The sequence below is a fragment of the Pararhodobacter sp. CCB-MM2 genome (genome assembly GCF_001691415.1).
Classification (GTDB): domain Bacteria; phylum Pseudomonadota; class Alphaproteobacteria; order Rhodobacterales; family Rhodobacteraceae; genus Pararhodobacter.
In genome coordinates this window covers 115,382-138,145 of sequence record NZ_LRRR01000009.1, presented here as the reverse complement: position 1 = coordinate 138,145, position 22,764 = coordinate 115,382, and the positions used below count along the sequence as shown (strand labels likewise).

21 protein-coding genes and 1 pseudogene are annotated in these 22,764 nt (G+C 67.1%); 9 read left to right on the top strand and 13 right to left on the bottom strand.

Features of this window, described 5'->3' with window-relative positions; translation table 11 throughout:
- Together BCY78_RS11850 and BCY78_RS11845 are read right to left on the bottom strand one after the other, a co-directional pair.
- A pseudogene (locus BCY78_RS11850) lies at positions 1 to 469 on the bottom strand (hypothetical protein); the annotation flags it as partial.
- Positions 470 to 544: 75 nt separating this feature from the next.
- Positions 545 to 1,261 carry a uroporphyrinogen-III synthase gene (locus BCY78_RS11845; protein ID WP_068301876.1) on the bottom strand — a complete coding sequence of 239 codons (717 nt, stop codon included), beginning with the start codon at positions 1,259 to 1,261 and terminating at the stop codon, positions 545 to 547.
- Between the two features lie 85 nt (positions 1,262 to 1,346).
- On the opposite strand from BCY78_RS11845, the gene tsaD reads away from it, so the two are divergent.
- From tsaD to BCY78_RS11815, 6 genes are all read left to right on the top strand, one after another.
- Entirely contained in the window at positions 1,347 to 2,414 is a 1,068-nt protein-coding gene (gene tsaD / locus BCY78_RS11840) for a tRNA (adenosine(37)-N6)-threonylcarbamoyltransferase complex transferase subunit TsaD (protein WP_233499392.1), read from the top strand.
- 14 nt (positions 2,415 to 2,428) lie between these two features.
- Positions 2,429 to 2,701: a YciI family protein gene (locus tag BCY78_RS11835; protein ID WP_068301871.1), complete on the top strand. Its 273-nt coding sequence runs from the start codon at positions 2,429 to 2,431 to the stop codon at positions 2,699 to 2,701.
- Positions 2,701 to 3,114: an EVE domain-containing protein gene (locus tag BCY78_RS11830; protein ID WP_068301870.1), complete on the top strand. Its 414-nt coding sequence runs from the start codon at positions 2,701 to 2,703 to the stop codon at positions 3,112 to 3,114. The genes BCY78_RS11835 and BCY78_RS11830 overlap by 1 nt, the downstream gene beginning before the upstream one ends.
- A gap of 102 nt (positions 3,115 to 3,216) precedes the next feature.
- Positions 3,217 to 3,612, top strand: coding sequence for a DUF1761 domain-containing protein (locus tag BCY78_RS11825; RefSeq protein ID WP_068301869.1), 396 nt, complete (start codon positions 3,217 to 3,219; stop codon positions 3,610 to 3,612).
- Entirely contained in the window at positions 3,612 to 4,211 is a 600-nt protein-coding gene (locus BCY78_RS11820; RefSeq protein ID WP_068301866.1) for an HD domain-containing protein, read from the top strand. Before BCY78_RS11825 ends, BCY78_RS11820 begins: the two co-directional genes overlap by 1 nt.
- Positions 4,208 to 4,633: an EamA family transporter gene (locus tag BCY78_RS11815; RefSeq protein ID WP_068301865.1), complete on the top strand. Its 426-nt coding sequence runs from the start codon at positions 4,208 to 4,210 to the stop codon at positions 4,631 to 4,633. Before BCY78_RS11820 ends, BCY78_RS11815 begins: the two co-directional genes overlap by 4 nt.
- On the opposite strand, the gene BCY78_RS11810 is transcribed toward BCY78_RS11815, so the two are convergent.
- The 5 genes from BCY78_RS11810 to BCY78_RS25580 all read right to left on the bottom strand — a co-directional run bounded on the left by BCY78_RS11810 (position 4,630) and on the right by BCY78_RS25580 (position 8,915).
- On the bottom strand, positions 4,630 to 5,190 hold the full coding sequence (locus BCY78_RS11810; protein ID WP_233499391.1) for a hypothetical protein: 561 nt from the start codon (positions 5,188 to 5,190) through the stop codon (positions 4,630 to 4,632). The genes BCY78_RS11815 and BCY78_RS11810 overlap by 4 nt on opposite strands.
- Before the next feature lie 60 nt (positions 5,191 to 5,250).
- Complete coding sequence (locus tag BCY78_RS11805) at positions 5,251 to 5,976, bottom strand: hypothetical protein (RefSeq protein ID WP_068301864.1); 726 nt, start codon at positions 5,974 to 5,976, stop codon at positions 5,251 to 5,253.
- Between the two features lie 116 nt (positions 5,977 to 6,092).
- The gene (locus BCY78_RS11800) at positions 6,093 to 7,061 is read right to left on the bottom strand and encodes a ketopantoate reductase family protein (RefSeq protein ID WP_068301859.1); all 969 of its coding nucleotides are present in this window, start codon (positions 7,059 to 7,061) and stop codon (positions 6,093 to 6,095) included.
- Positions 7,062 to 7,210: 149 nt separating this feature from the next.
- Positions 7,211 to 8,611: an adenosylhomocysteinase gene (ahcY, locus tag BCY78_RS11795; RefSeq protein WP_068301857.1), complete on the bottom strand. Its 1,401-nt coding sequence runs from the start codon at positions 8,609 to 8,611 to the stop codon at positions 7,211 to 7,213.
- 127 nt (positions 8,612 to 8,738) lie between these two features.
- Entirely contained in the window at positions 8,739 to 8,915 is a 177-nt protein-coding gene (locus BCY78_RS25580; protein ID WP_158515926.1) for a hypothetical protein, read from the bottom strand.
- Between the two features lie 103 nt (positions 8,916 to 9,018).
- Between BCY78_RS25580 and BCY78_RS11790 the strand changes: the two genes are divergently transcribed.
- A complete protein-coding gene (locus tag BCY78_RS11790) occupies positions 9,019 to 9,900 on the top strand; it encodes a LysR family transcriptional regulator (RefSeq protein ID WP_068301855.1) in 882 nt (293 codons plus the stop codon).
- Positions 9,901 to 10,087: 187 nt separating this feature from the next.
- Here BCY78_RS11790 and BCY78_RS11785 read toward each other — a convergent pair whose 3' ends face one another.
- Positions 10,088 to 11,311 (bottom strand): MFS transporter, encoded by a 1,224-nt coding sequence (locus BCY78_RS11785; RefSeq protein ID WP_068301854.1) that lies wholly within the window; start codon positions 11,309 to 11,311, stop codon positions 10,088 to 10,090.
- A 327-nt stretch (positions 11,312 to 11,638) separates the two neighbouring features.
- Here BCY78_RS11785 and BCY78_RS11780 point away from each other — a divergent pair, with 327 nt between their 5' ends.
- Positions 11,639 to 13,453 (top strand): autotransporter assembly complex family protein, encoded by a 1,815-nt coding sequence (locus BCY78_RS11780; RefSeq protein WP_068301853.1) that lies wholly within the window; start codon positions 11,639 to 11,641, stop codon positions 13,451 to 13,453.
- Entirely contained in the window at positions 13,453 to 17,382 is a 3,930-nt protein-coding gene (locus tag BCY78_RS11775; RefSeq protein WP_068301848.1) for a translocation/assembly module TamB domain-containing protein, read from the top strand. Before BCY78_RS11780 ends, BCY78_RS11775 begins: the two co-directional genes overlap by 1 nt.
- Positions 17,383 to 17,415: 33 nt before the next feature.
- On the opposite strand, the gene BCY78_RS11770 is transcribed toward BCY78_RS11775, so the two are convergent.
- From BCY78_RS11770 to leuS, 5 genes are read right to left on the bottom strand one after another with little or no spacing between them, the layout of a single operon-like run.
- Positions 17,416 to 18,018: a glutathione S-transferase family protein gene (locus BCY78_RS11770; protein ID WP_068301846.1), complete on the bottom strand. Its 603-nt coding sequence runs from the start codon at positions 18,016 to 18,018 to the stop codon at positions 17,416 to 17,418.
- Between the two features lie 59 nt (positions 18,019 to 18,077).
- Positions 18,078 to 18,677 carry a nucleotidyltransferase family protein gene (locus tag BCY78_RS11765; protein ID WP_068301844.1) on the bottom strand — a complete coding sequence of 200 codons (600 nt, stop codon included), beginning with the start codon at positions 18,675 to 18,677 and terminating at the stop codon, positions 18,078 to 18,080.
- On the bottom strand, positions 18,674 to 19,699 hold the full coding sequence (gene holA / locus BCY78_RS11760; RefSeq protein WP_068301842.1) for a DNA polymerase III subunit delta: 1,026 nt from the start codon (positions 19,697 to 19,699) through the stop codon (positions 18,674 to 18,676). The genes BCY78_RS11765 and holA overlap by 4 nt, the downstream gene beginning before the upstream one ends.
- On the bottom strand, positions 19,696 to 20,205 hold the full coding sequence (locus BCY78_RS11755; protein ID WP_083194983.1) for a twin-arginine translocation signal domain-containing protein: 510 nt from the start codon (positions 20,203 to 20,205) through the stop codon (positions 19,696 to 19,698). Before BCY78_RS11755 ends, holA begins: the two co-directional genes overlap by 4 nt.
- Positions 20,192 to 22,750, bottom strand: a complete 2,559-nt coding sequence (leuS, locus tag BCY78_RS11750) for a leucine--tRNA ligase (RefSeq protein WP_068301840.1) — start codon at positions 22,748 to 22,750, stop codon at positions 20,192 to 20,194. The genes BCY78_RS11755 and leuS overlap by 14 nt, the downstream gene beginning before the upstream one ends.
- Positions 22,751 to 22,764 lie beyond the last annotated feature (14 nt).

The following is a 22,764-nucleotide window of genomic DNA, read 5'->3' as shown; positions in this document are numbered from 1 at the left end:
GGGCAGGTGTGCCTTCGGTGCTTTCCTCGCTGGGCGGGCCGAGGGTCGGCTCGGGCTCCGGGTCTTCGGAGGCGGGGGTGTCCGGTGCGTCAAGGGTGCCGGACGCCAGTTCCGGGGCCAGTTCCGGCTCGGAGGCGGCGGTGTCGGGCCCGGTCGTTTCCGGCGCGGGGGCCTCGGGGTCGATCAGCGCCTCGGGCTCGGCGGAGGGTTCGGTCGTGGTCGCCACAGCTTCCGGATCGGCGACCAGCGTATCGGCGTCGACCTTCTCGGCCTCCTCCGGTTTGGGGGGCACGGCGATCTCCTCGACGGGGGTCACTTCGGTTGCGGTCTCAGGTGCCGCCGTTTCGGGCGTCGTTTCCGTCGCCGAGGCCTCGGCGTCGATCTCGGAGGTTTCGGGTCCGCTCTTGCCGGTCGTCTTCTTGCCGGACCGGGCGCTTCTGCCGGTTTTCGGGGCAGTGCTTCGGGCCATCAATACCTCCACGTCACCTTTGGGCGCCGAATTCCGGCTGCCTTGTCTGAGTCTTATCCTGCGGTCCGCAGCGGCTCAACCCGCGGTCCATACCTGCGACAACGCTTCGCTCGTTCGCTGCATCATCGCCTTGCCATCGGGCGCCCCGGCGATCAAAGCGCGGGCACGAAGCAGAGGCGGCAGAGCCTCGGCGCAGGCAGGGCTGATGGCAACGGGCACCACGCGGTCCAAGGGGATAACCCCCGCGCGCGCCGCAAGTTCCGCCGCCAGCAGCCGAGAAGCGCGCGGCGAGAACAAGGGCGCGACGATCCGGTCCGCCGCGCCCATCACGGCAAGGATTTCGGGCGGCAGCGGACGTTTGCGCGCCTCATAGACGGCGACCCCGCGCAGCGGCAGATCGGGCAGGGCGGCGACGATGTCACGGGCCTTGTCCGTGCCATGGGCGTGGATCACGGGGCCCTCCGGCCGGGCCTTGGCCAGCCGAGCGATCAGCGACGCCGCATCGCCACCGCCGTCGATGGGCACATAGCCCGCGGCCTTCGCGGCCTGTGCCGTCGCCGGCCCCACGCACCATGCCGGCAGGGGGCCGAGGGGCGGCAGGAACGGCACCGCATTGGCCGAGGTCAGGATCAGCGCCTTCGCCCCGTCGAACACCGCCGGATCATGTGGCAGGGGCACCACCTCGGACAGGGGGGCGATCAGCGCGCGATGCGGCGGGCAGGCCTGCTCGGCCTCCTCGGCGAAGCGCTTGCCCTGCTTCAGCGGGCGGGTGATCAGCAGGATGGGCAGCAAGGCGGAACCGGCGGGTTATTGTCTGCAACGTTGGGCGATGGTACCCCCCTCGGGAACCCCTCTGCAACCTCGGGCGCCTGCGCAAATGCTGACACTTCTCGGGATCGAGTCCTCCTGCGACGACACCGGTGCGGCCGTTGTCCGTCTGAAGGGCGATGCGGGCGAGGTGCTGTCCAATGTGGTCGCCGGCCAGACCGAGCTGCACGCGGCTTTCGGTGGCGTCGTCCCCGAGATCGCCGCGCGGGCGCATGCCGAGAAGCTGGACATCGTGGTCGAGGAGGCGCTGGCACAGGCCAACGTCCGGCTGGGGGACCTCGACGCCATTGCGGTGACGGCGGGGCCGGGGCTGATCGGCGGCGTGCTGTCCGGGGTGATGCTGGCCAAGGGGCTGTCGGTGGCGACCGGCCTGCCGTTGGTGGGGGTGAACCACCTCGCCGGCCATGCGCTGACGCCGCGGCTGACGGATGGGCTGACCTTCCCCTATCTGATGCTGCTGGTGTCGGGCGGGCATTGCCAGTTCCTGCGCGTCGACGGGCCCGAGGATTTCACCCGCCTCGGCGGCACCATTGACGACGCGCCCGGCGAGGCTTTCGACAAATGCGCCAAGCTTCTGGGCCTGCCGCAGCCCGGCGGCCCCTCGGTCGAGGCCGAGGCGAAAGCCGGCGATCCCAAACGCTTCGCCTTTCCGCGCCCGCTGCTGGACCGACCGGGCTGCGACCTCAGCTTCTCGGGCCTGAAGACAGCTCTGATGCGCGCCCGTGACGGTGTGGTGGCCGAGAAGGGCGGGCTGACCCGTCAGGACCGCGCCGATCTCTGCGCCGGGTTTCAGGCGGCGATTGCCGATACCTTGGCCGAGAAATCCCGCCGCGCGCTGGCGCTTTGCCCCGATGCCACCGCCTTTGCCGTGGCCGGCGGCGTCGCGGCCAATGCCACCCTGCGCGAGCGCCTGACCAAAGTGGCCGGCAACACGCCCTTCGTCGCGCCGCCGCTCAGGCTGTGTACCGACAACGCCGCGATGATCGCTTGGGCCGGGATCGAGCGCCTGCGCCTTGGCCATCACGACGACCTCACCCTGTCCGCCCGCCCGCGCTGGCCGCTCGACCAGAAGGCCGCGCCTTTGATCGGCTCGGGCAAGCGCGGCGCCAAAGCTTAACTCTGGAGGAAACCATGCCCCTGTTCACCCTGATCTGCACCGACAAGGCCGACCACGAAGACCTGCGCAAGGCGACGCGCGAAGAGCATCTCGCCTATCTCAACACCACCGGCGTCTGCGTCATGGCCGGGCCGTTTCTGGACAACGGCACGATGACCGGCTCGATGGTGGTGATCGAGGTCGCCGACAAAGCCGCCGCCGAAGCCTTCGCCGAGGGTGACCCCTATGCCAAGGCCGGCCTCTTCGCCAAGGTCCGCATCGAGGAATGGAAAAAGGTGATCGGCTGATGGCCTATTGGCTGATGAAATCCGAGCCCAACAAGTTCTCGTGGGACGAACTCGTCTCGCGCGGGGAGAAGGGCGAGGAATGGGACGGCGTGCGCAACTACCTCGCGCGCAACAACATGCGGGCGATGCAGCTGGGCGAGAAGGTGTTCTTCTACCATTCGAACATCGGGCTGGAGATCGTCGGCATCGCCGAGGTCTGCGCGCTGTCGCATCCCGACAGCACGACCGAGGATGCGCGCTGGGACTGCGTCGATATCCGCGCGGTGCAGAAGCTGCCGGTACCGGTGACGCTGAAGCAGGTCAAGGAAACGCCCGAGCTGGCCGAGATGTCACTGGTCACGTCGATGCGGTTGTCGGTGCAGCCGGTGACCGACGCGGAATGGGATCTCGTCTGCAAGATGGGCGGTCTGTGATCACCACCGGAGGGGCGGGTTAAATCCGCCTCTCACTTACCGCTTCTCAGCGTCAGAATGTCGCGCTAGCCTGCGTCGAAATGCGGTAAGGGAGCGCAACTTATGGATTTTCTGGCAGTCTTCGTGACGGCGGCCGTGGGCTTTGCCATCGGGGCGCTTTGGTACGGCGTCTTCTCGCGGCGCTGGGTCGCCGCCTCGGGCGTGCCGACCAATGAACATGGCGCGCCGCGCGATGGGGCAAACCCCGTTACCTATGCCTTCGCCTATTTCTGCATCCTGCTGGTCGCCGGCATGATGCGCCACATGTTTGCCATGTCGCCCATCGACACGGTCAATCTGGGGGTGATGGGCGGCCTGGGTATCGGGCTTTTCCTGATTGCCCCCTGGATCGCCCTGAACATCCTGTTTTCGCAGCGTCCGAAGATTTTGATCCTGATCGATGGCGGTTACGCAGCCGTGGCTTGCGCGATCATGGGCGGCGTGCTCATGCTGTTCTGATGGACAACACCGTCAGTTTTACCCAGATGAAGGACGGCACGGCCGAAGACTACGCGCTTCTGGCCGAGCTGGAGAAACCCTTCCACGCGATGACCGCCGACCGCATTCTGGCCGAGCTTGCCCGCCATGGCGAGACGACGCTGGAAGGCTATCGCATTTCTCGCCTGCAACACGGGCTGCAATCCGCGACGCGGGCCGAGCGCGATGGCGCCGATCTCGACTGGATCGTCGCAGCGCTGCTGCATGACATCGGCGACGGCCTTGCGCCGCAGAACCACGACCGCTTCTCGGCCGAGGTGATCCGCCCCTTCGTGCGCTGGGATGTGGCCTGGGTGGTCGAGCATCACGGCATCTTCCAGATGCTGTACTATGGCCATCATTACGGCTGGGACCGCAACGCGCGCGACCAGTTCAAGGACCACTCCTGCTTCGACAGCTGCGCCGAGTTCTGCGAGCGTTGGGACCAATCCTCGTTCGATCCCGACTACGACACCCTGCCGCTGGAGCATTTCGAACCGATGGTCCGCGAGGTCTTCGCCCGCAAGGCCTATGACCCGCAGGTCCTCCGCGAGGGGCATGTCTCCCCGCTGACCGCATGAGCGGCGGCTGGCAAGTCTGGGCCCTGCTCTCGGCGGGCTTTGCGGCGCTGACGGCGATCTTCGCCAAGGTCGGGGTCGAGAATATCAACTCCGACTTCGCCACCTTCTTCCGAACGCTGGTCGTGGCCTCGGTGCTGGGGGCGATCCTGATCGCAACCGGGCAGATGCAATGGCCCGGCGCGCTGAGCGGTCGCAGCCTGATCTTCCTCGTGCTCTCGGGCCTCGCGACCGGGGCGTCGTGGGTTTGCTATTTCCGCGCGCTACAGATCGGACAGGCCGCACAGGTCGCGCCGGTGGACAAGCTGAGCGTGGTCCTCGTCGCGATCTTCGGCGTGATCTTCCTAGGCGAGCGCCTGTCACCCATGGGCTGGGCGGGAGTCGCGCTCATCGCCTCGGGCGCGGTGGTGATGGCGCTGGCCTAGCCGCCGCGCTGCATCATCATCTCATGCACCGCCTGCATGCCCCGCGCGGCCATGTCGCTGACCTCGCCGGCATGGACATGCAGCGCCTCGACGATAGCCGGATCGTCCGAGGTCTGGGTCACGACGATGCCGTCCTCGGTCAACTCGATCTCGCTCAGCATCGCGCCGGGATTGGCGAAGAAGATGTCCAGCGTCGGGCTCTGGATGAAGATCTGCGGGTCGTCCCCAGCCTCGGCCCGGCCCACCATGCCGTAGACATGGCTCACCAGCGCGTCCATCACCGCCGGGTCGGACGAGCGCGTGACGGTGCGGATGCCATTGGGCAGGATCTCGACCTCGCGGCTCAGCGTCTGGAAATTGCGGAACATCACCGCAAGCTCGGCGCTTTCCTCGGGCGTGGCGCTAAGGCCCTGCAGACCGGGCATCGTCGCCTCGTCATGGGCGACATGACCGCCCGCGCCATGCATCCGCGCGTGCATCGCGCCGGGTTGGTGCATCTGGGCCTGAGCGACCCCGGTGACCAGCACCAGCGCGAGCGAGTATCGAAACAGCGTCATGGGATCCTCCCGGCCTGAGACGGGGTCATCCTATCTTATCTGAATATGTCCTGCCTAGCGTCAGGCGGTCGCAGCCGCCTTCCGCTTGCGGCGCACCATGACCAAAGCCACGACGAAGGCGATCACCCCCAAAGCGGCCAAGGCGGCAACGGGGGTGTTCACCGGGCTGGCGTTGCGCGCGACGACGGCCGCCAGCGCCCAGATCAGCGCGGCGCCATAACCCGGCGCGCGACCGAGCTTCAGCTGCACGCCGAGGCCCAGCACCAGCGCGATGACCAGCGCCACCAGCGCGGCAGCGGTCTGGTCCATCAGCCCCCAGCCGCCCAGCACCAGCCCGACAGAGACAGAGCTCGCCGCCGTCAGCCAGCCGGCGTAGGTGGCGACCGGGGCCTGCAGCCACCAGCGGTCGCGCTTCGGGGTGGCCCAGAGGGCTTTCAGCGCCAGTACCAGCATCACCCAGATCAGGACGGTCGCGCCCAGCACGGTCTGCTCGGCCATCGCCAGCCAGAAGGTGCCGAGGCCGAGGCTCAGGAACAACCACGGCCGCGCCGGTTGCCATTGCGGATGGTCCGCGCGTTTGAGCAACCCGTAGCCGGCCGAAACGATCAGCCAGACATAGAGCAGCCCCCAGATCGCGAAGGCCCAACCGGCGGGTTGCACCGGCGGGTTTTCCTGCGGGACGGGGAACAGGTTGGGGGCGAAGCCCGCGAAATTGGTGACGAAGAACGGCGAGACCGCGAAGGTCACCGAGACGATCAGAACGAGGAGGGGAAGGAGACGCGCCATGATGTCGGGACCTATGAGGCTACTGCGGAAGGGAACATGGACTGGTGCTCCCGGTTTTCAACGCCCTTTGCCCCCCGGTCAAGTCTTGCCGGAGGACGTGCTTTCCCATGTCTTGCTCAGGACAGGCCCAGCGAGGCCATCGTGTCAGGCAGGCTCAGCGAGCCCGGAGTGATCCCCTCGCGCTGCATGCGCACGGCAATCGCGATCATCGCATCGGCGAGGGGCGTCGGCACCCCGGCCTTGCGGCCCTGAAACGCGATCTCACCGTTGAGGTAATCCGTCTCGACCCCGTTGCCGCGCAGAAGGCTTTGAAGGGTGGAGTTGCTCATGTCCGGCCCGCCCTTGATCTCGCCGATCTTCAAGAGCTCCTGCCGGCGCGGATCGGCGCCGCTGACGTCCTTCCAGTCGATGCCGGCTGCCGCGAAGACGGCCTTGGCCTCGGCCATCATCGCTTGCCGCAGGGCTTTGTCGTCGGTGTCGGGGCCGAAGGCGGCACCGGTGATATTGCCGAGGTTCAGCAACAGCTTGCCATGCTTCGACGCCATCACCTTGGGATCGACATAGGCGGCGATATTGGCCGCGTTCATCAGGGCCGCCAGTGCCTCGTCCGCGGCATCCTTGCCGTTCGGATAGCGGCCGATGTCGAACAGGCCGAAGCGTGGATAGGCATGGGTGTTGACCTCGCCCGGGACAAGGAAGGTCGCCGGCATCATCACCGTCACGCCGTGCACATTCGGGAAGAACCGCAGGGCCATCGGCTCGTTCGAGACGCCGTTCTGCAGGCAGAAGATCGGCTGCTCATGGACACCGGCCTGCCGCAGGGCTTCCAGCGCGGGCATCGTGTCCTGCGTCTTCATGCACAGCAGGATCGCGTCGTCGGGGCGGAAGGTGATCTCGGCGGGGCTGCCGACGACCTCGACCGGGACCGTCACGTCCACCTCGGGGCTGCGCAGCCGGACGCCGTTCGCACGGATCGCCTCCAGCATCTTGCCGCGCGCGATGCCGATCACCTCGGCCCCCGATCGGGCCAGAGCCGCCGCGACCACACCACCGATGGCACCCACGCCGAAAATGATCACCCGCATCTGCATCTCCTGTCCGTTTGCGGCGGATATGGGCACAGGCAGGGCAGGGCTGCAACCGGATTGATGCACAGGTTCACCAAGCCGGGGTCGCTGCACGAAAAAGGCCCCCCGCGCGCGGCGGAGGGCCTGATTTCCGATCCGTTACGGGATCAGTAGCGGTAGTGGTCCGACTTGAACGGGCCGTCGACGGTGACGCCGATGTAATCCGCCTGTTCCTTTTTCAGCTCGGTCAGCTTGGCGCCGATCTTCGCCAGATGCAGGCGGGCAACTTTCTCATCCAGATGCTTCGGCAGGATGTAGACGCCCGGCGCGTATTCGCCCGGCTTGCTCCACAGTTCGATCTGCGCCAGCACCTGATTGGTGAACGAGGCCGACATCACGAAGGAGGGGTGACCCGTCGCGTTGCCGAGGTTCAAGAGACGGCCCTGGGACAGCAGGATCATGCGCGCGCCCGAGGGCATCTCGATCATGTCCACCTGGTCCTTGATGTTGGTCCATTTGTGGTTGCGCAGGGCGGCGACCTGAATCTCGTTGTCGAAATGGCCGATGTTGCCGACGATCGCCATGTCCTTCATCTCGCGCATATGCTCGAGTCGGATGACGTCCTTGTTGCCGGTGGTGGTGATGAAGATGTCGGCGCTCGAGGCGACCTCCTCCAGCGTCACGACCTCAAAGCCGTCCATCGCCGCCTGAAGCGCGCAGATCGGGTCGATCTCGGTGACCTTCACGCGGGCGCCGGCGCCGCGCAGCGAGGCGGCCGAGCCCTTGCCCACGTCGCCATAGCCGCACACCACGGCGACCTTGCCGGCCATCATCGTGTCGGTGGCGCGGCGGATGCCGTCGACCAGCGATTCCTTGCAGCCGTATTTGTTGTCGAACTTCGACTTGGTGACCGAGTCGTTCACGTTGATCGCCGGGAAGGGCAGCTGGCCCTTCTTGTGCAGGTCATAGAGACGGTGCACGCCGGTGGTGGTTTCCTCGGACACGCCCTTGATCTCGGCGCGCTGCTTGGTGAACCAGCCGGGCGAGGCCGCGAGGCGCTTTTTGATCTGCGCGAACAGGGCCTCTTCCTCTTCCGAGGTCGGAGTTTCGATGATCCCGGTCTCGCCGGCTTCGACGCGGGCACCCATCAGGATGTACATCGTCGCGTCGCCGCCATCGTCGAGGATCATGTTGCAGGTGCCGCCCTCGCCGCCGAACTGGAAGATCTTGTCGGTGTATTCCCAGTACTCGACCAGCGTCTCGCCCTTGATGGCGAAGACAGGCGTGCCGCCCGCAGCGATCGCGGCGGCGGCGTGGTCCTGCGTCGAATAGATGTTGCACGAGGCCCAGCGGACATCGGCGCCGAGTGCCTTCAGCGTCTCGATCAGAACGGCGGTCTGGATCGTCATGTGCAAGGAGCCGGCGATCTTCGCGCCTTTCAGCGGCTGCGATTGGCCGAATTCCTCACGGCAGGCCATCAGGCCCGGCATTTCGGTTTCGGCGATGTCCAGTTCCTTGCGGCCGAAATCCGCGAGGTTGATGTCCTTGACGATATAGTCCGCGGCCATTCCCGGCTCCTGTAAATCTTGGGTTTGGGGCGGGAAATAGCACCCTGTCCCCCATGCGGCAATGCTGCCTCGGGGAACAGGGTTTCGCAGGGGTTTCCGGGCCGACAGGGAGCAGCGGTGTCCGGTCTCAGCCCCTGTCAGTCCAGCTTTCACCGGGACGCAGGCCCGTGCGCGGGTTGCGCGGGGTCTCGTCGAACCACTCGCGGGTGGTGTGGGTCTGACGACGCACCGCGGGCTTCTCGCTGTCAGGCCAGCTTTCAGAGCGGGTTGCGGTGCGGAAGGTGGCATTCAGGATACCGATCATGGGAACAATCCTTCAGGAGGGTGGAGGCCTCCCTTTTCGCAGATCAGCGGGTGATCCCGAAGTTCGGATGGTTTTCTGGCTGTAAGTCATGCTAACATCTGGCATGGATTGGAAGGATATCCCCTCACTCTCGGCCCTGCGCGCCTTCGACGCGGTTGCCCGCACCGGCAGCCTGTCTGCGGCCGCCCGGATGCTGAACGTGACGCATGCCGCCGTGTCCCAGCACCTGCGGCAACTCGAATCCGAATTCGGCGAGACCCTTGCGCGGCGCGAGGGGCAGGGGATGGTCCTGACCGAGGCCGGTCACGAACTGGCCGCAGCCTTGGGCGAAGGCTTCGCCCGCATCGCCGAGGGCGTGGCGCGGCTGCGGGATCGGCAGGTGGCGCGGCCCGTGGTGGTGGCGATGACGCCCTCGTTCGCGGAGACCTGGCTGATGCCCCGGATGGGCGGCTTCTGGGCCAAGCACCCCGAGGTTGAGGTGCGTCTGGTGCCGGCCATCGGTTTGGCGGACCTCAGGCGAGACGGCATCGATGTGGCGATCCGCTTCGGTGCGGGCGATTGGCCGGGGCTGGTGACCGAGCCGCTGACGCCCAGCCGTTTTGCCGTGATCGCCGCGCCCGGCTATACCAAGGCGCGCAATCTCGCGGATCTGGGGCAGTTGAAGGCGCATGACTGGTTTTTCTCGCGCGCGGCCTCGGAACAGCGGCTGTGGGGGAGTGCGGTCGGTGTGGATTTCGACAAGGTCGGCGCGCGGGAGATGGAGACGAACGGCCTCGCGATGAGCGCGGTGCGGGCGGGGTTGGGGCTGTCCATTCAGGACATGGCCCTCGTCGCGCCGGATCTGGCGACGGGCCAGTTGGTCACGCTGCACGAGGGCGATGCCGAGGGGCTGGGCTATTACCTGGTGACGAAGCCGGACCCGCTGACCCCGGCCGCGCGGCTGTTTTGCCGCTGGCTGAGGGCCGAGGGGAAGGCGACGGGGTGAGGTCGTAACAGAGGGCAGCGGATGGCCGCGGGTAGCCGCTCCGACGCTGGTGGTCTGCGGTTTATGTCGTCAGGTCCGGACGACCTCAATCATCGCGCTGGCGTCACCAAAGCGGCTGGCCATGGAGGCGGCCAACCGAAGCCCGGGCCGCTTTGCGGCTGTTAACCGGGCAGGGTAGGGATAGAGCTCAGTCCCGGCTGAAGCGCGGCAAAAACACCGCGAGGATCCCGAGCGCGGGCAGGAAGGCGCAGACGCGATAGACGAACTCGATGCTGGTCGCATCCGCCACCAGACCCAAAGCCGCCGCCGCGATGCCGCCGATGCCGAAGCTCAGGCCGAAGAACACGCCGGCGATCAGGCCGACGCGGCCCGGCACCAGTTCCTGCGCGAAGACGACGATGGCCGGGAAGGCCGAGGACAGGATCAGCCCGATGAACACCGTCAGCACACCGGTCCAGAACAGGCTGGCATAGGGCAGCAACAGCGTGAAAGGCAGCACGCCGAGGATCGACACCCAGATCACCGCGCGCGTGCCGATCTTGTCGCCGATCGGACCGCCAAAGATCACCCCGGCCGCCGAGGCCGCGAGGAAGATGAACAGCATCATCTGCGCCTGCTGGGTGGTCAGCTCGAATTTCTCGATCAGGAAGAAGGTGTAGTACGAGCTGATCGACGAGATGTAGGCGTTCTTGGTGAACACGAGGAAGGCCAGCACAGCGATGGTGAAGATCACGCGGCTGCGCGGCAGGCCATGGTCCCGGACCTCGGCCACCTTCTTCTTCGATTTGCGGTGATTGGCATGCCAGCGGCCGACCTGGCTGAGGATCGTCATGCCCACCAGCGCCAGCACCGCGAACCACGCGACCGAGCCTCGGCCGAAGGGCGCGACGATGAAGGCGGCCAGCAGCGGGCCCGCGGCGTGGCCGGCATTGCCGCCCACTTGGAAGAAGCTCTGGGCGGTGCCGAATTTGCGGCCGGCGGCGGCGCGGGCGACACGGCTGGCCTCAGGGTGGAACACCGCCGAGCCGATGCCGATCAGCGAGGCACCCATCAGCAGGAACGGATAGGACGGCGCATTGGCCAGCAGCAAAAGGCCCAGCATGGTCGAGCCCATGCCCAACGTCAGCGATTGCGCGAAGGGATAGCGGTCGGTGATCGTCCCCACCAGCGGCTGCAGGACGGAGGCCGTGCCCATGAAGGCAAAGGACATCAGCCCGATCTGCGTGAAGGTCAGCTCGAATTCGTCATGCAGCAACGGGTAGCTGGCCGAGAGGACCGACTGCATCACATCGTTGATGAAGTGGCAGATCGCGATCGACAGGATCACCAGATATTGCGTCTGGATCACCGCCTCGCCAGAGGTCAGGGGCGCGCCCGAAAGGCTGGATTGGGGGACACTCGAGTCGGCCATGCTACGTCCTTCACACGTTCAGCGATGACCTGAACCTCGCGCGGGGCTTCGTCAAGCTCTGTCATGGCGCTGACATGACGCGACGGCAGGAAAACGATGAGAAATCTGCCGCGCGGACTGGACCCTTGCGGCAAACGGGGCACCTTTTCGCCCAAGGCCCGTCTGGGTCGTTTCCATTCGGCATTCGGGTGTTGTGACACCGGGGACATTGTGCGAAACCTTGATCAAAAGGCGGAACAAAGAGGGCAACGCGTGCAAAACGCGACGGCAGGACGGCGGAAACTTCCGCAGGCCGCCGGGCTTCCCGGACAACGGGGACCCGTCGTGATGCGCTGGTGGCGTGCCCTCGCCCTGTCCCTGAGCCTGCCCTTGGTGGCACTGGCTCCTTCTGCCAAGGCCTTGGAAAGCATAGAGCTTAATGCACCCGGCGCTTCGGATTCCCTGATCGAGACCCTGCGCGCCAGCTCCCTCCTGCTGACCGCGCAGACCACGGATCGCACGGCGCCGCTGGACCTGATGGCCGCCGCGCGGGCGGAATACGGTCGGCTGATCACGCTGCTCTATGAAGAGGCCTATTACGCCCCGGTGATCCACGTCTATGTGGACGGGCGCGAGGCAGCCGATATCTCGCCGCTGCAAAATCCGGGTCAGATCGACAACATCCGCATCGATGTCACGTTGGGCCCGCAATTCACCTTCAGCGATGTCTCGATCGAGCCCCTCGCACCCGGCACCGAACTGCCCGAGGGCTTTGCCGTCGGCCAGCCGGCGCGCTCGACCACCGTGCGGGCGGCGCTGAACGCGGGCCTCGACGCTTGGCGCGCCCGAGGGCATGCGCTGGCCGAGGCGGCCGATCAGCAGATCGTCGCCAACCACCGGGACCACACCCTGCGCGTTCGTCTGCGGCTGGCCCCGGGCGAGGCGCTGCGCATCGGCGCCATCACCCCCGCCGGGCAACAGCGCACACGCCCGCAACGGATCGTCGACATCGCCGGGCTGGAACCGGGTGTCCTGCACGATCCCGAAGCGATCACCGACGCCGAAACCCGCCTGCGTGAGACAGGGACCTTCGCCTCGGTGGTGCTGGAAACGGCCGAGACGGCAAACCCCGATGACACCGTTGATGTGACGATCCGCGTTGACGAAGCGCCGCTGCGCCGTCTGGGCTTTGGCGCCGAGATCGACAGCGAAAGCGGCGGGCGCCTGAGCGGCTTCTGGCTGCATCGCAACCTTCTGGGCGGGGCCGAGCGCCTGCGTCTGGAAGCGGCGGTCGACGGGATCGGCGCGCGCGTCGGGGGGCTCGGCTTCACGCTGGACGCACGCTATACCCGGCCGGCGACGCTGGATCCGGATACCGATCTGGAGCTGGGCCTCAGCGCCACGCGTCTGAACGAGGACGATTACCTCGCCGATGCCTACGAGGCCTCGGGCCTGTTGCGCCGCCAGTTCAGCGACGCGCTGGAAGGCGAGGCCGGGCTCAGCCTGCGGTTCGAGAACGCCAGCTATGACAACAATTCCGGCGTCACGATCTACCGCGACTTCGGCACCTTCGGCATCCCGGTGTCCTTGACCCACGACACCCGTGACGAGGCACTGGACGCGACCAGCGGGCATTATGTCAGCCTCGACGCGATGCCCTATCTGGGCTTTGCCGATGCCGAGAGCGGCATTCGCCTGCAGTTCGACGCGCGGCTCTATAACGACCTCGGCACCGAGGGGCGGGTCACGCTGGCGGCGCGTGCGCAATTGGGCGCGGTCGTCGGCCCGGCCATCAACAACACGCCGCGTGGCTTCCTGTTCTATTCCGGCGGCGGCGGCAGTGTCCGCGGCCTGCCGTATCAATCGCTGGGCGTCACGGTTGGCAACGTCAATTCCGGCGGCCGTGGCTTTGCCGCCCTGTCGACCGAAGCGCGCGTCCGGATCAACGACAGCTTCTCCGTCGTGGCCTTCGCCGATGCCGGTGCAGTGTCCTCGGGCGCGTTCAGCGGGCAGAATGACTGGCAGGCCGGCGGTGGCGTCGGCGTGCGCTATGCCACGCCGATCGGACCGCTGCGGCTGGACCTTGCGGTGCCGATCCGCCGCAATGCCGGCGTGACGGGCAGCAACCTGCAGATCTACCTTGGCATCGGCCAGGCGTTCTGATGCACAAGGCCCGCCGTTTCCTGACCCAGACGCTCGGCACTCGGGCTCGGCGCTTCATGGCCATGGGGCTGATGCTGCTGGCCATCGTCGCCACGCCGGTGCTGTCGCAAGAAGAGGACGGCGATGTCGGCATTCTGGCCGGCATGCTGCAGGACGTGCTCTCGGACGCCGGGCGCGAGGTTCGGATCCGCGGCTTCGAGGGTGCGCTGTCCTCCCGGGCCACGGTGCGCGAGATCTCGATTGCCGACGACCAGGGCATCTGGCTGACGTTGTCCGACGTGGTCATCGACTGGAACCGCAGCGCCCTGTTCGACCGCCGGGTCGAGGTGCGCGAACTCAGCGCGGGCCGGATCGACATCGCCCGGATGCCGGTCGCGCTGCCGACGGACAACGCCATGCCCTCGACCACGGCGCGGGCGGATTTCTCGCTGCCCGAACTGCCGGTCTCGATCAGCATCGGCGAGGTGCGGGCGGATCTGGTGCATCTGGACCCGCCGGTCATCGGCCAGACCGCCGAGTTCAGCCTGACCGGCGCCGCCCAGCTTGAGGGCGGGCAGGGCGAGGCCAGCTTCGAGGCCAGCCGCGTCGATGGTCAGGAAGGCGCCTTCAATTTCGCCGGCCAGTTCGACAACACCACCCGTGTCCTGCAACTGGACCTGTCACTGACCGAGGGCGAGAACGGCATCGTCGCCGCGATGCTGGGTATCCCCGACCGCCCGGCGCTGGGCCTGAGCGTGCAGGGCGAGGGGCCGATCAGCACCTTCTCGGCCGATATCGCATTGGCTACCGACGGGCAGGAGCGGGTCACCGGCAACGTCACCATCGTCGACGACACGCCCGAGTCCGGCCTGTTGGAGGGCGGGGCTTTCGACCTCGACATTCACGGCGATCTGCGGCCGCTGCTGGCCGAGGATCTGCACCCGTTCTTCGGCGACCGGGCCGAGCTGCGCGCGCGTGGCCAACGCTCGGAAGAAGGCGAGATCACCCTGCCCGAACTGGCGATCGTCACCGGCGCCATGGATGTGCAGGGCAGTGCGGCGATCAGCCCTGAGGGTCTGCCGCGCTCGGTCAGTCTGGTGGCGCAGGTGGCGATGGCGGATGGCAGCCGGGTGCTGCTGCCCGGCACCTCGGGCGCGGGCGAGCTCGACAGCGCGCGGCTGACCATCGCCTATGACGAAAGCGTCTCGCGCGATTGGAGCGTCCGGGCCGAGCTGGACACGCTGGATGTACCCAGCCTGACCATCGCCAGTGCCGTTCTGGACGGTCGCGGACGCCTCAACGCGCTGGAGAACGGCGCGACGGCCGATAGCGAGGCCCCGCTGTTCGAAGGCGTCTTCGAGTTCAACGCCCAAGGCGTTGCGGCGGAAGATCCCGCAGTGCAGGACGCCCTCGGTGCGCAATTCTTCGGGCTGGCCAGCCTGAACTGGCCGGGCGCCGGCACCCCGGTCGAGCTGACCGGCCTGACCTTCGAGGGCGACACGGTCTCGCTGTCGGCCTACGGCAGCCTCGACGGCCTGACCTTCACCGGCTTCACCGAGTTGGAAGCGCCGGATCTGTCGGTCTTCTCGGCGCTGGCCGGGCGTCCGCTGGGCGGGCATGCGCTGGCGCAGGTGCAGGGCTCGGTCAATCCGCTGACCGGCGCGCTGGACCTCGGCGCCGAGCTGAACACGCGCAACCTCTCGGTCGGGATCGACGAGGCCGACGCGCTTCTGGCCGGGCAATCGGGCATCACCCTGTCGATCCGCCGCGACATCGAAGGCACGACGCTGCGCAGCTTCGACCTGACGGCGGGCACCATGGCGGTGACGGCCTCGGGCTCGTTGGAGCCGGGGGCGGCGGATGTGGCCGCGCGCCTGTCGGTGGCCGATCTCTCGGCGCTGGGGGCGGGTTATGGCGGCAGCCTTGCGCTGGATGCGCAGCTCAATACCACCGATACCACCACGCGCGTTCGGCTGGACGGGCAGGTCGTGGATATCGCACTGGCCGAACTGCCTGCCGCGCAGATCGTCGGCGGCATCTTCACCGGAACCAACCGCCTGCAGGCCGATGTGGTCATCGCCGATGGCGTGACGCAGATCGCGCAGGCGGATCTGACCGGCCCCCGCGTCGCCCTGCGCGCCGAGGGCCAGTATTCCGCCGAGGCCCCCGACCTGTCGCTGGTGCTGGAGCGGCTGGACGTCGCGGCGCTGACACCGGGCGGTCGTGGCAGCCTGACCGGACGCGCCGAGATGGTCGGCGAGAACGGCACCACCCGCTACGCGCTTCTGGTCGACGGCCAAGGCGACCTGGCCACCGGCATCGAGGTTGTCGACGGTCTTCTGGGCGAGGGGACGCGGCTGGAAGCGCGCGCGACGGCGACGCCGGATGGCGCGTTCCGCATCGATACCGCGCATCTGGATGCCAATGGCGCGCGGTTGACGATCTCGGGGCAGCAGGCCGCGAACGGGACCGCCCGCTTCGCCATTCAGACCGTTGTCGACAACGTCGGCCGTCTGGTGCCGGGCTTCGCCGGGCAGGTCGCGCTGGAGGGCGGGGTGACCCGCCCCGCCGGTGCGGGCGGCTATGACGTGAACCTGCGCCTGACCGGTCCGTCGCAGCTGAATGCCACCGCCACCGGCCGCGTGAACGACGACTTCACCGTGGCGCTGAACCTCAACGGTCAGGTGCAGAGCCAGCTTCTGAACGCACGTCTGGAGCCGGCCTCGATCTCGGGTCTGGTGCGGTTCAACGGGTCGATGAATGGCCAACCGGGGATCGAGGCCCTGCGCCTCAATGCCAGCCTGTCCCAAGGCCGCTATGCCCTGCCCGGCGCCGGTATCGCCTTCGCGGATATCGAGGCGCAGGCACGGCTGAACGGGCTGACGGCGGATATCGACGTGACCACGCGCTCGCTCACCGGCGGGACCGGGGCGATCCGGGGCCGGATCCGTCTGGACCAAGGCGCCGAGGCGGATCTGTCGGTCACCGTGAACGAACTGGTGGTGCAGCAACCGCAGCTGTTCGATGCCAGCGTCTCGGGCACGGTGCGCCTGTTGGGTCAGCTTGGGGCCGGGGCGCTGGTTTCGGGTCAGGTCAACGTCAACACCGCCGAGATCCGCATCCCCAATTCGCCGCTGGGTCGGAACGGCTTCAACCTGCAAGGCTTGACCCATGTCGGTGAAAGCGCGGCCAGTCTGGACACGCGGGTCAACGCGGGCATCGCCACCGGCACGCGGGTCGGCGGCGCCCCGGTGCCGCTGCGGCTGGATCTGCAACTCAACGCGCCGGGCCGGGTCTTTGTCCGCGGTCGCGGGTTGGATGCTGAGCTGGGCGGCACCTTGCGGCTGGGCGGCACCACCCGCGCCGTCATTCCCGCCGGGAATTTCAGCCTGATCCGCGGGCGTCTGGACCTCTTGGGCAACCGCTTCACGCTGACGGATGGCTCGGCCAGCATGGTCGGCAGCTTCATGCCCTTCATCCGCCTGACCGCAACGACCGAGAGCGACGGGGTGCTGACCTCGATCATCCTGTCGGGCGAGGCGAACAGTCCCGAAATCACCTTCTCCTCCGTCCCCGAACTGCCCGAGGACGAGGTTCTGGCTCGCCTGATCTTCCGCCGCTCGCTGACCTCGCTCACGCCGTTCCAGGCGGCGCAGTTGGCGCTGTCTGTGGCGACGCTGACGGGGCGGGCGGACAATTCCATCATCTCCCGCACGCGCGAGGCGATGGGGCTCGATGACCTCGATTTCACCGTCAACGACGACGGCAACACGCAGCTGCGCGCCGGGCGGCATATTGGCGAGCGTCTGTACACGGATGTGACGGTGGATAGCGAGGGGCAGACCGAGGTAAACATCAACCTCGACCTCAGCTCGACCGTGACGCTGCGGGGCAGTGCCGGCAGCGATGGCGGTTCCTCGCTGGGGATTTTCTACGAGCGCGACTACTGACGCCGCGCTCGTAAAGGGATCGGTGCAAAGAGGTCAGCGTTTGGCGATGGCGCGCTGGAAGGCCGGGCGCTCGGTCACGCGCTGGAAATACTCTGCCAGCGCCGGTTCGGTGATCTCGAACTTCGCTGCGCGCGCCCACAGCAGGCAATGCGCCAGCACGATATCCGCCACAGTGAACTCGTCGCCGGTCAGATAGGCCGAGCCGTTCATCCGCTTGACCATGCTGGCTTGGTTGTTGGCGAATTCCCAACGCAGGGAGTCTTTCACGGCGGGAACACGATGTTCCTCGGGCAGGATGAAGCTGTGGCGCGCCGAGGTCCAGAGCACCGCGTCGAACTCGTCCAAAGCGCAATGCATCAGCATGTCCTGCCGCGCGCGGGCCAGCGTGCCGGCGGGGGCGGTGAACTGGCCATGCGCATCGGCGAGATACTGGATGATCGCGGTGGAATCGGTGATCGGCTCGCCATCGACCAGCAGCACCGGCACCTTGCCGCGCGGGTAGTGGCGGGTCACATCGTCGGCATGCGGCTTCACGCCGAGATGCTCATAGGGCACGCCCAGCTCTTCCAGCATCCAGATGGCGCGGGCGGCGCGGGTGCTGGTGGCCCCGATCAGCGTGTAATTCGGATTGGTCATGCGCGCTCCTCCATTCGCGGTTGGCGGCATCAAGACACGGGCCCGGCCTTGCCGCAAGCCTAGGGCCAGGGAATGACCGTCAATTCGGGCCAGTGACGTTGCTGTCGTTCGGACTTGGCCCTGTGCGTTTCGCGATTGTCGAGCCGGGGATTGGGCTCCAGCCGGAAGGCGAAGATCGGCTCCAAACCATAGGGGGCATAGAGGGTCAGGCTGTCATCGGGCTCCAGCCGCAGGCCGACGCAATGGGTGGTGCAGGCGAAAAGGTCGATCGCCTCGGCGGAGCCTTGGATCGCCGGATAGGGCCGGCCGAAATGCTCAGGGTACCAGAGCGGGACGCGGGCCTGATTGCGCAACTCGAGGGGTGGCTCGGGCGGGAACAGCACGGCGGCGCGGCGGATCTGGCGATCCTCGGCATCGTAGCTTGTGTCGCGGTCGTAGTAAAAGAGATCGAGATCCTTGACCCCGTGCATCTCGGGCCGGCCGGTCAGCGCGTTCCAAACCTGCCCGTAGATCGCGCCGGAGACCAGCCACCAATCGGGCAGATCCATCCCACGGGCGAGGCGGAGCGTCGTCATCAGCACCGGGCTTGCCCGTACGATATCGAGAAGGGCATCGCGCTGGGTTTCCGGCGTGGCGCCCTGAAAGCGGAGGTGGCTCACCGCCGCCCGGCCAGACGGGCCAGCCTGAGCAGCGCGCGTTCGGCCAAGGCGCGGGTCGGCGCGCGGGTCGAGGAACGCAGCGCGAGGTCCGTCTCGGTCAATCCGCGCAGGGCTTCCTCGACCCGAGGCAGGGTCCAGAGCTTCGCCTGACGCAGCAGCTTGTCGCGACGCGGCCCGAAGACCGGCGGGCGCAACGTGCCGATGGCCGCCGAGGGGCCACCGGGCGCGCTGACCAAGGCATGCAGCACACGGAAATGTCGCGCGGCACCGATGCAGACGCCGACCGGCTGCACCCCCTGCGCCGCCAGCCGCGACAGGATCGGCGCGAGATCGGCCATCCGCCCTTCGGCAATCACGTCAATGACGTCGTCGAGATCGGCCTCATTCGATTGCGGCGCCAGCATCGCGACTTCGGCGGGGGTCAGCGGCGTCGAATCGCCGTGCTTGTAAAGCGCGATCCGGGTCACCGTCTGGCGGAAATCGCCAGGCTCCAGCATCTGCCCGAGGGCCACGAGGTCGCGCATGGTCTCGTCGGGCAGGCTGGTCAGGCCCTCCGCACGCAGCATGCCTTCGATCTCGGCCCGGCCCGGCGGATCATCGTAGATCGCAAGGCAGAAGGCGCGCTTGTCACCCTCGAACAGCTTGCGCAGCTTGGAGCCGGGGGTGAGCTGGCCCGCCGTGGCGATCAGCATCGCGTCGCCCTCGGCCCACTCGGCAAGCGCGGATTTCAGCGCGTCGGTCGCGGCATCGGTGGCCTCGTCGATCACCACCGCGCGGGGGCCGGGGAAGAAGCCCTGCGCCTTGATCGCATCGACCGCGCCGGCACCGTCCTTGCGCAGCTCGGCGCCGGGGATACGGGTGAGGCGCATCTCGGAATCGCCATTGGGGCCGACCTGCTTCTCGACCAGCCCCTTGCGCTTCTCGGCCACGCGCATCGCGTCGGCGCCATAGATCAGGATGCCCGGCACGCGGGGATCGGGGCGGTTCAGGAAACCGGCCGCGTCACGGGCAGAGAGTTTCATTCGGTCGGGATGCCCGGCTCGGTATAGAGCCGTGTCACCAGCGATTCCGCCAGCATGCGCATCAGGCGCAGCCCGGCGTCTTCCTGTGCGGTCAGCGACGACAGCTGGGTGCCGGTGGTCGAATAGGCGGTGTTCCCGGTCAGCTGACCCTGCGCGACGGACAGGCCCGAGACCGAATCGGTCATCGTGAAGTCCAGTGTGCCGAAGATCTGCATGCGGGTGTCGCCCACATTCTCGACCGAGCCGCCCGCGACCTCACGGGTGTCGATCGTGTAGGTCAGGGCAAAGCGCGGGTTCGTCGGGCGGCCCAGCAGATCCTCGACCGCGTGCAGGAACTGATAATCCGCGCGCGTGACCGGATCGTCCAGCCGCACAGCGTTGCGCAGCACCCGACCGCGCCCGCCCTCGCCATAGACCGGGGCAAAGCCGCAGGCCGAGAGGCCCGCGACAGCAGAGAGCGCGAGGAAACCGCGCCGGTTCAGTTGTTTGGTGTCAGACCACCACATTCACGATCCGCCCCGGAACCACGATCACCTTCTTGGGCGTGGCCCCAGCCAGCACCCGGATCACAGCTTCGTCGGCCAGCGCGGCTTTTTCAACCTCTTCCTTGCTCGCATCGGCGGGCACGGTGATCTCGGCCTTGCGCTTGCCGTTGAACTGCACGGGCAGGGTGACGCTGTCTTCGACCAGCATCGCCGGATCGGCGACCGGCCAGGCGGCCAAGGTGACCAGACCCGCGCCACCCAGCTTGTGCCAGATCTCCTCGGCCAGGTGCGGGGTCATCGGGGCCATCAGCTGCGCCAGCGCGCGCCCGGCTTCCTTCTGCACCGCCCCCGAGGCCTTCGAGCGGCTCAGCGTGTTGGTGAATTCATAGAGCTTCGCGATCGCCTTGTTGAAGGCAAAGCCCTCGATCGAGGCGGTCACATCGGCAATCGCCCGGTGCATGGCGCGCTGGAGGTCCTCGTCGCCTTCACCCTCGGTCGTGGCGTCGAGGCCGGCAATACGCTCGGCCAGGGTCCAGACGCGGGCGAGGTGCTTGTAGGTCGCTTCGGCGCCCGAGGCGGTCCATTCCACGTCCCGCTCGGGGGGCGAATCGGACATCACGAACCAGCGCGCGGTGTCGGCGCCGAACTGGTCGATGATCGCGACCGGGTCGACGACGTTCTTCTTCGACTTCGACATCTTGGCCGAGGGGACGATCTCGACCTCGCGCCCGTCCTGCAGGAAGCCCTTGCCATCGCGCAGCTCGACCTCTTCGGGGAAGTGGTAGACGGCGCGGCCATTGGCGTCGCGGGTCTGGAAGATCGCGTGGGTCACCATGCCCTGCGTGAACAGCGCGTTGAATGGCTCCTTCGCCGTTACCGGCAGGTGGCCGGTCTTGTTCATCGCCCGGGCGAAGAAGCGCGAGTACAGCAGGTGAAGAATCGCGTGCTCGATGCCGCCGATATACTGGTCGACGTTCATCCAGTACTCGGCTTCGGTCTTGTCGGTCGGGGTCGAGGCATGGGGCGCGGTGAAGCGCGCGTAGTACCACGACGAATCGACGAAGGTGTCCATGGTGTCGGTTTCACGCTTGGCCGCCGCGCCGCATTTCGGGCAGCTGCAATCGCGCCAGGTGGCGTGGCGGTCCAGCGGGTTGCCGGGCTTGTCGAAATTCACGTCATCCGGCAGGCGAACCGGCAGGTTCTCTTTCTTCTCGGGCACTACGCCACATGTATCGCAATGGATGACCGGGATCGGGCAGCCCCAATAGCGTTGGCGCGACAGGCCCCAATCGCGCAGGCGGAACTTGGTCACGCCCTGGCCAATGCCCTTTTCCTCACACAGCGCGATGGCGGCGTCGACCGCAGCTTCGCCGGTCTGGACTTCTGCGCCGGCCAGCAGGCGAACGAAGCGGACGGCCTCGGTCTTGGCGGGGACGAAGGCCTCGGTCAGCGGGGCTTCCTCGGTGCCTTCGGCGACGAAGACGGGCTGGATCGGCAGCGCGTACTTGGTCGCGAATTCGAAGTCGCGCTGGTCATGCGCCGGGCAGCCGAAGATCGCGCCGGTGCCGTAATCCATCAGGATGAAGTTGGCGACCCAGATCGGCAGCTCCCAGCTCGGGTCGAGCGGGTGCTTGACGGTCAGCCCGGTGTCGAAGCCGCGCTTCTCGGCGGTCTCCAGCTCCTCGGCGGTGGTGCCGCCCTTGGCACATTCCTCGCGGAAGGCCTGCAGCGCGGGGTTCGAGGCGGCCAGCTCCTTGGCCAGCGGGTGATCCGGCGAGATGCCGACGAAGCTTGCGCCCATCAGCGTGTCGGGGCGAGTCGTGTAGACCTCGATCTGGCCTTGGCCATCGGTCCGCTCGAACCCGAATTGCAGGCCGCGCGATTTGCCGATCCAGTTGGCCTGCATCAGGCGGACCTTCTCGGGCCAATCCTTCAGGCCATCGAGCGCGTCGAGCAGTTCTTCCGAATACTCGGAGATCTTGAAGAACCACTGCGTCAGCTCGCGGCGTTCGACATCCGCGCCCGAGCGCCAGCCCTTGCCGTCGATCACCTGCTCGTTCGCCAGAACGGTCATGTCGACCGGATCCCAGTTCACCACGGCGTTCTTGCGATAGACCAGTCCCGCTTCCATCATGTCGAGGAACAGCGCCTGCTGCTGGCCGTAGTATTCGGGATCACAGGTGGCGAATTCGCGCGACCAGTCGATCGACAGGCCCAAGGGCTTCATCTGCCCCTTCATCACCTTGATGTTGTTGTAGGTCCAGGTGCCCGGATGCCCGCCCTCGGCCATCGCCGCGTTCTCGGCCGGCATGCCGAAGGCGTCCCAGCCCATCGGATGCAGCACGGAATAGCCCTGCGCCTTCTTGGTCCGCGCGACCACGTCGCCCATCGTGTAGTTCCGGACGTGGCCGATATGGATGCGGCCCGAAGGGTAGGGGAACATCTCGAGCACGTAGTACTTCGGGCGCGACGGATCGACCTTGGCGGTGAAGCAGCCCTCGGCATCCCAGGCCTGTTGCCAGCGGGGTTCGGTGACTTGCGGCGAATAGCGGGCGTCGGAGGACATGCGTGTTCCCTGCA